Here is a 7,411-nt window from a genome sequence, read left to right as displayed (position 1 = left end):
TCCTGCTCCCAAACCCCAGATTGCCGCGTCGCTGGGGCTCCTCGCAATGACGGCTGAACGTTCGTGCCCGATTCGGGGCCGCGTGCGTCGGGTACGGCTCGCAATGACAGCTAAGAGTCTGTCATTGATTCGGAGCCGTGCAGCAGCGGGTCCGGCTCGCAGTGACGGCTGAACGTTCGTCACTGATTCGGGGCCATGCAGAGGCGAGCCCGGCTCGCAATGACGGCGTATGGATTTACGCGTCGCTGGGGCTCTCCTGAAGAACTTAACGATTCACTGCTTGAATTTCGAACCTCGGGGAGCATGGGGCGCACGAAGGAAAAAACCGAACAACTTGTTTTACCCCGTAGTCCCCGTGTTCCCCGTGGTTACCAGTTATTCATCCGGGCCTGCGGCCGTCCCCAGCGCCGCCGCCCGAACACTGCCAAACCAATCCCGCCCAGGATCAACACCGATGCGACCACGAGGCGGAGCGTGACCGCTTCGGAAAGGATCAGTACGCCGGCGATGGCGGCGATCACCGGGACCGATAGCTGCACGGTGGCGGCGCGGGTGGCGGTGAGGTGCGGGAGGACGCTGTACCAGAGTGCGTAACTCGGACCGGAGGCGAGTGCTCCCGAGGTGACTGCCCACAGCAGGCCAATTGAGCCGAACCTATCGGCTCGGGCTATACCAATCTGTGAGCTGAATTATTCCAGGGAGGCGGCGGCGCTCACCCAAGGAGCGGCTCACTTTGTCAGCCGTGGTGTGAAGCTGTGTTTCACTTCTGAGAAGTATGACTTCACAGAGTCAACTATCGGAATTTCATCGGTTTTTCTCTTCCCCGGCGACTTCCTGCTTCAATCGGGACGCAGCGCGTTTTCGATGCGGAAATCGCAACTCATTGCTTTTTCTAACTTTCTCCGGATGGCGCGTCTTTTGCAGGGTGTACTGAGTGCAAACTGTTTACATTTCGTTAAGGAGAACAAAGATGGCGACATTGAAAGAGGAACTGCAGGCAAAAGTCGATGCGTACGACCACTGGGCCAAACGGCGCCACTTCGGACCGGAAGGCGCCAACAACCGGAAGTTATGGGTCCTGACCTGTATGGATGAACGGCTCCCCATTGATGAGGCACTCGGCATTCGGGTCGATTCACCGGCGGGAGGCGGTGACGCCCACTGCTTCCGGAATGCCGGCGGCATCGTCACCGACGACGCCATCCGTTCGGCAATGCTGACCTGCAATTTCTTCGGGACTACGGAGATTGTCGTGGTTCAACATACCCAGTGCGGGATGCTGTCTGCAAATGCCGCCGATCTGGAGCAGGTGCTTCAAAACAACGGCGTTGATACCGACGACATAGTGCTCGACCCCACGCTCCCGGAACTGAGTCTCGCACCCGGATCTTTTAGCAAGTGGATTGGGATGATGGATGACGTGGACAAGACCTGTATGCGAAGTGTCGAGGCCATCCGCAACCACCCGCTTATCCCCGATAACGTAGTGGTCAGCGGTTGGATCTGGGAAGTGGAACCGCGACGGCTGCGGGCACCGACCCTGGATGCCGAACGACGCGCCATGACCGACGTTTCGTCGGCTCAATTCGGCGTCTCCAGGACGCAGCCTCCACGTTGGGACTGAGGATCTCGGTCCGGCGCCCTTTGGCGTCGGACTATCTGACGCCCCGAATGAAAAACGGAAGGTTCATCTGCAACAAACAGTGCCGTGATGGCAGGAGCAACTGGAAATGCCCACCTATGACTACGAGTGTCTTGATTGCAGCCACCGATTTGAATCGAACCATTCAATCAGCGCCGACAGCCCCCCCTGCCCGGCCTGCAGAGGAGCCGTCAAGCAGCTGTTCCTGCAGGCGCCTGTGATGCACAGCGAAGCTACACGTGGCCGTGAGCTGGCCATCCAGTCGCTGAACAATCGCCCTGCATCCCCCAACCCGCATGGCCCGGGTTGCTCTTGCTGCAAGTCGGTTTGATCTTTTGTGATTCTCCAAGCCGTGTCTTCTAGACTTAGTAAAATAATCCGGCATCAATTGTTTTTCACGGCATCTTGGACATTCGATGGATCAAGTCAGCTTTTTACAGATGTTTGCCACCCAGTGTCTGATGGCCGTGAAGCAAGGCAGTTCGGCTCACGCTGACCAGTCCGCTCCCTTCATCGAGCACTTGGGTTTATCCGCGAGTGAGTGCCTCGAGAAGATGTCCAGAAAGCAGCTCGGGTATGACAACGAGATCGATCTCGACCAGTTAGGTGAACTCGCTGTTAACCTGAAAAACCGAATCGGCGGAAATTTTTCCCGGGCTTCCAGCGAACCCGGTGTGGTTCGGCTGGTCAATAGTCGCTGTCCGTTTGGCGACGCCGTAAAACAGGCACCCGAGCTTTGCCACATGACTTCCAGCGTTTTTGGAGGCATCGCGGCACGCAATTTCGGCTACGCAAAAGTCCATCTCAAGCAGCGGATTTCCGCCCAGGACATTCGGTGCGAGGTGCTGATCTACACAGAACCCGCCATGGCGGCCGACCTGCCCGGATATGAGTACGAACAGCGAGCGGGAAGGCTGTTGGCCCGGACCGGCGATGCCGATGTGTCGGTCAGAATCGGCGAAAACCTTCGCCGCCGGTGCGATCATTCGCCCGGGCTCCCAAAAAAACCTGAAATCATCGCGGCTTCGTCCAGAATGCGTACGGTTCTCGAAGCGGTAGAAATCATCGCGCCAACCCCCGCGACCGTGCTAATCAATGGTGAAACCGGTGTCGGCAAGGAGGTCGTTGCACGTGCGATCCACGATTTAAGCAATCGTTGGCAAGACACCTTCCTGGCCGTCAACTGCGGCACCATTCCTTCTGACCTGATGGAGAGCGCGCTATTCGGCCATGAGAAAGGTGCTTTCACTGGCGCATACGACGTTCATCACGGTTTTTTCGAGCGCGCCGAAAGGGGAACCCTATTCCTTGACGAGGTGGATAGCCTTCCACTGGCCGCTCAGGTGAAGCTGCTTCGTGTGCTTCAGCAAAAGGAATTCGAAAGGGTCGGTGCGAGACAAACACTCCGCTCCGATGTGCGAATCATCGCAGCCTCCAATCGAAATATCGGTGCGATGGTCTCCTCCAAGGAGTTTCGGGAAGACCTGTTCTATCGGCTGAATGTCGTGCCTATTGAAGTGCCCCCACTTCGAGAACGCATAGAAGATATATCGGCACTCACCCACCATTTCCTCGATCAGCTTTCCAGGAAATACGGCACCCTTCGCAAGACAGTCAGTCCGCGAGCCTGGGACAAATTACTGAGTTACGAATGGCGCGGAAACGTTCGCGAACTCGAAAATGTCCTTGAGCGGGCCTTCCTCTTTTCTCAAGGAACGGTCCTTCAGGAAGCCGCTCTGGCACTACCCCAATTCCGCCCGAATCCAGACAACACCCATCGAGTGCAGCGCGGCCCCCGAGAGGCCGCAAGGAGGATCGAAAGCCAAATACTGGAAGGAATGCTTCAACGCCATCATGGAAATGTATCAGCGGTCGCACGCGAGTGGGGAATCACTCCACGCGCCGTCTACTACAAATTGCAGGCATACCAGATAGATGCCGCCCGCTACCGAAAGGCGCCGTTGTCATAACGCACCCGGTCCCTTTTTCCCCCGCAGCAATGACGATGCCAGATGATAAGGAGATGTCATGAAACAAGTTATCGCAGTGCTAGGAGCGCTATTCATCCTGGTTGGCCCGATAGGAGCGGCTCAAGCCGAGAACGAAAACAGAGAGTGTCCCGTAGGTTTTGTAAACGGATTGAGCCTCGACGATGAGTTCGGAGAAGGCAGCGCTCAAATGACCCGATGCCTCGACCAGCGGAAGAAGGTCAGGCTTCTCATTCAAATCAACCAGTCTTGTGCATCGCCCCCGGTCAACGGCGTATGTCTTCGGGCTTACGCACTCGGCAATATCCGGAATGCGATCAATGACTATGAGGTGACGCACGGCATGACCATGGGCGAAGACTTCGAAGTCGCCGCAATCGTCCACAGCGGGGGCGGAATGCTGATGGTGAAGGATGAAGTACTCAAGGCGCACAGCAAAGGGTCCAACCCGTTCGAGGGTGACGTGCGCGCGCTCCTGGACGAGGGTGTGAACTTCTACTTCTGTCAAAATACCGTGAGGGGCTACATCAGGAACGGCACCTTGACGGCGGGGCACGCGACGGAACAGCTTGTCGATGGTGTTCAGTACACTACCGCAGGCATTACTGCGATTGCGGACTTTCAGAGCAACGGCTGGCAGTATGTACAGCCTTAGCAGGCTGTTGAGAAACGCTTCCACCCCGAGGGAGGGCTGGGGTGAAGGGGCTCAAGAGGTATATTGCTGATTTTTGTATCCCTCATCCCAATTTTCTCCTCAAAAAGAAGGGCAAAAACCTTTTTCAACCCTGTTAGTAGTACCTCGAACAATACGGGCGAGTAATCGCCCGTATTTTTTCCATGCTTACTGCGCCGAAGCTTCCGTCTCGAAGTTACTTCTGTCCTGAATTGCTTTTGGACTTCGCCTTAATGGGGCACCCGATAGATCTCCCTCATCCGGTTGCAACCGGAAACTGACTCAGCACCAGTATCCCCGCTGCCCAAGCCGCCGCCGCAATCGTAAACAGGGCACCTAGAAAGGGCCGGCCCCATCCATGTTTTTCCCGCATCAGTGCCCGCTCGGTCTGGTAGATGGCGGCTTTTTGATCCGCCAACTGGACGAACTCCTGCCAGGCACAGTGGAGGGTGGCCGGGATGGCGGTGGGCCGGCTATCGGTTTGGAGCTCATCGGGCACTGCGACGCCCCGGGGTTTGCCTTTCGGGAAGGTGCAATCGGGGCCGAACAGGACCAGGCCGCGGGGCTTGAGTTCCTTGGCGGCGAGGCGCAGGGCGCTGACCTGTTCGCGGGTGCGGGCCATGGGGTTGGGAAAGCGGGTGGTTTTGTGCCCGATCACCTGGGACCACTGGTCGGCATTTTCAGCGCCGAAAATCGCACCCTTATGAGGAAGAACTTCGACCGCCATGGCACCATCGGGAGTCATGACGACGTAGTCGATGAAGGTGAGACCTTCGATGCCATCTTCGAGAACGACATCGCGGCGGATTTCAGGCCCGAGATTGCGCAGCGTGCGGAGGACGGCCCTCTGCCGGCTGCGGCGACCCAGGGCGGGCCCGAGCAGCCAGATGCCAAGGGCGAGCAGAAGCGAAGCGGGGCCTATGGCCAGTAACGGTATCTGGGCGTTCACGTTTTGTTTTTCGTAGTAGGAAGTGTCTGGGTGAGTATTTTAACTGGTTAGGCGTGGGTTGGGGGAACGGGTTTGCTATTAATGCGAGGGAATAGAGGTTAGGTAATGAGTGGGGGCGCGAGGCGATCTTTCACCCGGGGGGGCCCGCGCCGGCCGGTTCAGGAGCCGGGCGGGATGGGGAGTGAAGCCTCGATCCGGGCGCCGGCCGATTCTTCGGCCAGAGCCACCAGCATTGCCTGACGGTGCTCCCTCGGCAGTTTGCCGATGCGGGCGGCGGCCTGATAGAAGGCTTCCATATCGCCGTCGTGTCTGGCGATGAGCACCTCGAAAGCGGGGACATGCTCCCGGTAGGTAGCGAACATGGCGAGTTGGGCGTTGTCGAGTTTCCGCTGCATAAAGGCATCGAAGCCCTCATAGCCGTCCCAGCGCTGCTTGAAGCCGGCATACTGTTCGTGGAGATCCGCAAATGCCGCCTCCTTATCGCTACGCATCACCGCTTCGGGCACATTGCGGCGATAGAGCTGCTGCAGGGCTTTACGGGTGCCGATCAGTAGCTGGTGAAAGTCCGAACGACGTTCCTGGGCCTCGACATAGGCCAGGTAGGCGTCGGGGACACCTTGCCGCTCGAACCAGCGGCGCACTCCCTCGCGGGCGACGGCCGTGGCGAAGGCCTCGTTGAAGGCGGAATCGTCCTTTATATAGAGACGTTGATGGGCGAGCTCGTGGACTATGATATTAACGAGCTGGGCCCCGGGCTGATTGATGAAGGTGTTGAGCAAAGGGTCATCGAACCAACCCAGGGTCGAGTAGGCCTGGGAGCCGCTGACCATCACGTCAAAGCCGTGCTCTCTGAGTTCGCTGGCATTGGCGCGCGCTTCGTCCAGGTCGAAGTAGCCGCGGTAGCTCACACATCCGGCTACGAAATAGCACCATCTCAGGGGTATCACTGAAAACTCGGGGGTCGCGACCACGTTCCAGACGGCATAGGGGCGGCCAATGTCGGCGTATTGTGTATAACTGCCGTTTTTAGGCAAGGCGAGCGCATCACTGGCAAAATGCCGAATCTCCACCGCTTGTTCCAGTCGCTCGCGGGTCTCCGGATCGAGATCCTTCCGCTGCAGGACCGCGTCCAGCGGTTGGGCTCGGGAGACGAGCTCCAGGTGGCCGGAGAGTGCCTGGCCGTAGTAGCCGAGAGTGGAGCAGCCGCTCAAGCCGGCGAGCAGCGCCCCGGCCATCATCATGGAAGGGAGCCGGTGGATTCGATATCGCATGCCTGTGGAGATTATCACGCCGTTTACCGGAAATTTGGAACCGGGTCCTCGTTACGAAGACCGCTAACGGCACCCGATCACGATCTCGTCACGGGCCGGAAGGTTTGTGTCAGAATAATCCGCCGATCCTCAAGTCTGGTTCTCCATGGAAGCTAAGCTGCAAGCCGTTATCGCCCAGGCGGGCGAGTTCATTCTGGGCAAAGAGCGGCAGGTACGTCTGGCCGTCGCCTGCCTGCTGGCCCGGGGCCACCTGCTCATTGAAGACCTGCCGGGCGTGGGTAAGACGACCCTGGCCCACGTGCTGGCGGGCAGCCTGGGGCTCCATTTCAACCGAGTGCAGTTCACCTCCGACCTGCTGCCGGCGGATATTCTGGGTGTTTCGATCTACGAACGAGAGAGCGGCAATTTTCGCTTTCATCCCGGGCCGGTGTTCGCCGAGGTGGTGCTGGCCGATGAGGTGAATCGCGCTACCCCCAAAACCCAGAGTGCCCTGCTGGAAGCCATGGAGGAGCACCAGGTCACGGTGGAGGGCGAGACGCGGCGGCTTCCGGAGCCGTTTTTTGTGATTGCCACGCAGAATCCTGCCTACCAGATCGGCACCTTCCCGCTGCCCGAGTCGCAGTTGGACCGCTTCCTGATGGTCATCAAGCTGGGCTTTCCGGACCGACGTGCGGAGCGCTCGCTACTCGCCGGACGTGACCGACGGGAGATGCTGCTGGATATCGAATCGGCGATGACACCGGAGGAGCTGGTGGCGTTGCAGGCCAGGGTGCGAAAGGTCCACGTTTCCGAGGCGTTGCTCGATTATCTGCAGGCGCTTTTGACCTTCAGCCGCGAATCGGCCCTGTTCGTCACCGGCCTCTCGCCGCGCGCGGGCCTGGCACTGCT

8 protein-coding genes and 1 pseudogene are annotated in these 7,411 nt (G+C 58.7%); 6 read left to right on the top strand and 3 right to left on the bottom strand.

Annotated elements, in window-relative coordinates; all coding sequences use genetic code 11:
• Nucleotides 1–368: 368 nt before the first annotated feature.
• Entirely contained in the window at nt 369–635 is a 267-nt protein-coding gene (locus Q7L05_RS16060; RefSeq protein WP_303909068.1) for an EamA family transporter, read from the bottom strand.
• Nucleotides 636–970: 335 nt separating this feature from the next.
• Between Q7L05_RS16060 and Q7L05_RS16055 the strand changes: the two genes are divergently transcribed.
• The 5 genes and pseudogenes from Q7L05_RS16055 to Q7L05_RS16040 all read left to right on the top strand — a co-directional run bounded on the left by Q7L05_RS16055 (nt 971) and on the right by Q7L05_RS16040 (nt 4,285).
• Complete coding sequence (locus tag Q7L05_RS16055; protein ID WP_303909063.1) at nt 971–1,624, top strand: beta-class carbonic anhydrase; 654 nt, start codon at nt 971–973, stop codon at nt 1,622–1,624.
• Between the two features lie 106 nt (nt 1,625–1,730).
• Nucleotides 1,731–1,973 carry an FmdB family zinc ribbon protein gene (locus Q7L05_RS17555; protein WP_411293349.1) on the top strand — a complete coding sequence of 81 codons (243 nt, stop codon included), beginning with the start codon at nt 1,731–1,733 and terminating at the stop codon, nt 1,971–1,973.
• An 85-nt stretch (nt 1,974–2,058) separates the two neighbouring features.
• Nucleotides 2,059–2,481: pseudogene (locus tag Q7L05_RS16050) on the top strand (methanogen output domain 1-containing protein); the annotation flags it as partial.
• Nucleotides 2,482–2,508: 27 nt separating this feature from the next.
• Nucleotides 2,509–3,612 (top strand): sigma-54 interaction domain-containing protein, encoded by a 1,104-nt coding sequence (locus Q7L05_RS16045; RefSeq protein WP_303909065.1) that lies wholly within the window; start codon nt 2,509–2,511, stop codon nt 3,610–3,612.
• 58 nt (nt 3,613–3,670) lie between these two features.
• Nucleotides 3,671–4,285 (top strand): DsrE family protein, encoded by a 615-nt coding sequence (locus Q7L05_RS16040; protein ID WP_303909060.1) that lies wholly within the window; start codon nt 3,671–3,673, stop codon nt 4,283–4,285.
• Nucleotides 4,286–4,559: 274 nt separating this feature from the next.
• Here Q7L05_RS16040 and Q7L05_RS16035 read toward each other — a convergent pair whose 3' ends face one another.
• Entirely contained in the window at nt 4,560–5,252 is a 693-nt protein-coding gene (locus Q7L05_RS16035) for a nuclease-related domain-containing protein (protein WP_303909057.1), read from the bottom strand.
• Nucleotides 5,253–5,410: 158 nt separating this feature from the next.
• The gene (locus Q7L05_RS16030; RefSeq protein WP_303909054.1) at nt 5,411–6,541 is read right to left on the bottom strand and encodes an aminopeptidase; all 1,131 of its coding nucleotides are present in this window, start codon (nt 6,539–6,541) and stop codon (nt 5,411–5,413) included.
• 127 nt (nt 6,542–6,668) lie between these two features.
• Between Q7L05_RS16030 and Q7L05_RS16025 the strand changes: the two genes are divergently transcribed.
• Nucleotides 6,669–7,411, top strand: a 743-nt coding sequence (locus Q7L05_RS16025) for an AAA family ATPase (protein WP_303909051.1), incomplete at its 3' end; no start/stop codon positions are given.

It is taken from the genome of Thiohalomonas denitrificans (assembly GCF_016841685.1).
Taxonomy (GTDB): Bacteria; Pseudomonadota; Gammaproteobacteria; order Thiohalomonadales; family Thiohalomonadaceae; genus Thiohalomonas; species Thiohalomonas denitrificans_A.
Note: the sequence above shows the minus strand (reverse complement) of the source record. Positions and strands in the feature narration are given on the sequence as shown.